The sequence below is a fragment of the Kitasatospora sp. NPDC054795 genome (assembly GCF_053611565.1).
Window position 1 is genome coordinate 1 of the sequence record NZ_JBSHAP010000303.1, and the last position, 1,351, is coordinate 1,351.

Sequence of the window (1,351 nt, forward strand, 5' to 3'; positions counted from 1 at the left end):
ACCCCTCGTGCATCTTGGTGGGGGGGCGTTGTTTTTGTTTAAAGCACCCCCCCCGGGGGGGGGGGGGGGGCGGCCCCCCCCCCCCCCGGCCGGTCAACCGGTCATCAGCGCACGCTGAGCCTCACCGTGGCGCTCCGGCCGGTGTAGAACTTGTGGATCTGCTCGCGCGTCCCGGAGCCGCAGGCCTGCACCTCCTCCGGGTAGCTCTTGCTGTCGGCGGCGATCGTGACCGTCGCGCACATCCCGTCGGCCCGGGTGTCCTCCACCCACCCGTCGACGTACAGCGACTCGACTCCCTCGACCTTCTTGCACTTCAGGGTCCAGGTGGCCTCCGCGCCGTCGATCTTGGGCGAGTCGCTGTGCGGGCACGTCGCCGCGGTGGCCGGGGTCGCGGTCACCACCACCGTCCCGCCGACCAGCGCGAGAACGGCGAGAACGGCGCGGAGGGACAAGGCCAGTCGCATGGTGGGTCTCCTGGTGTGGGTGCGGACGTCGACGGAGGGTTTCCGCCGTGCAGGGTTTCTGCCGCACACGAAGCAGATCGATTCCGCGGGGCGGCGCAATGCGCTCGTGCGGGTGACGTCGGGTTCGACGTACTGCGGTGCGGGCAGGGCCCGTCGGTCGGCCGGGACGGCCGGCAGCGCTCGTGGAACCGGTGGGTCGGAGCCCCCGGCCGTGCTTCCCCCCCACCGCCGGGGGCTCTCGTGCGCCTCCCGCCGGGGCGTCAATCCCGGTTGACGGATGGCGGGCTCAGCGAGCCATGGCTGCAAGGAAGTTGGCCGCTCCACCCCTACCCTTGGGCCATGAAGCAGCACATCCTCACGCTGGTCCTCGGGGGCCTTCTGCTGGGCATCATCGCGTTCGGCGCCGGCTGGTACGCGGCGGACTCCCGGCAGACCGCGCAGGCGCCGACCTACATCACGGTCACGCCGGAGCCGGTCCCCGCCGGCGCGGTCTCACCCCCGGCCTCGGCCGCCGGGCGGTAGCCAGTGGCCGGCGGCGCGGCCGGTGGCTACTGCCTGACCGCCCAGAACCGGTCGGCCATGTTGTCGTACGCGACCGACGCGGACAGTGACACCGCCGGCTCCTTCCAGAGCATCTGCCACTGGCCGTCGCCCGGGTCGTTGTCCACGATCACCTCCAGTCCGCGCGCCGTGTTCACCCAGCTGCTCGCCTGGTCGCGGAACCCGTAGTCGGTGAAGTGCGCGGCGGCGGCCTGCGCCCCGAGGGGCGCGGCCAGGAGCACGAGGGCCCCGGCTGTGCGGACGAGGAGTCGGCGGAGTCGAGAGTGCGTCATATGCCAAACGTAGCCATGCAGATACCGCCGGTAACCTTGTTCTCTCGTTCAGAC

Annotated in this window: 3 protein-coding genes; 1 reads left to right on the top strand and 2 read right to left on the bottom strand. The window is 71.6% G+C overall.

The features are described 5' to 3' along the window. Window positions 1–104 precede the first annotated feature (104 nt). Window positions 105–464, bottom strand: coding sequence for a hypothetical protein (locus ACWGJO_RS41605; RefSeq protein ID WP_452190970.1), 360 nt, complete (start codon window positions 462–464; stop codon window positions 105–107). Window positions 465–803: 339 nt separating this feature from the next. Here ACWGJO_RS41605 and ACWGJO_RS41610 point away from each other — a divergent pair, with 339 nt between their 5' ends. Then, entirely contained in the window at window positions 804–986 is a 183-nt protein-coding gene (locus ACWGJO_RS41610; protein ID WP_452190971.1) for a hypothetical protein, read from the top strand. 26 nt (window positions 987–1,012) lie between these two features. On the opposite strand, the gene ACWGJO_RS41615 is transcribed toward ACWGJO_RS41610, so the two are convergent. Then, window positions 1,013–1,297 carry a hypothetical protein gene (locus ACWGJO_RS41615; RefSeq protein WP_452190972.1) on the bottom strand — a complete coding sequence of 95 codons (285 nt, stop codon included), beginning with the start codon at window positions 1,295–1,297 and terminating at the stop codon, window positions 1,013–1,015. Window positions 1,298–1,351 lie beyond the last annotated feature (54 nt).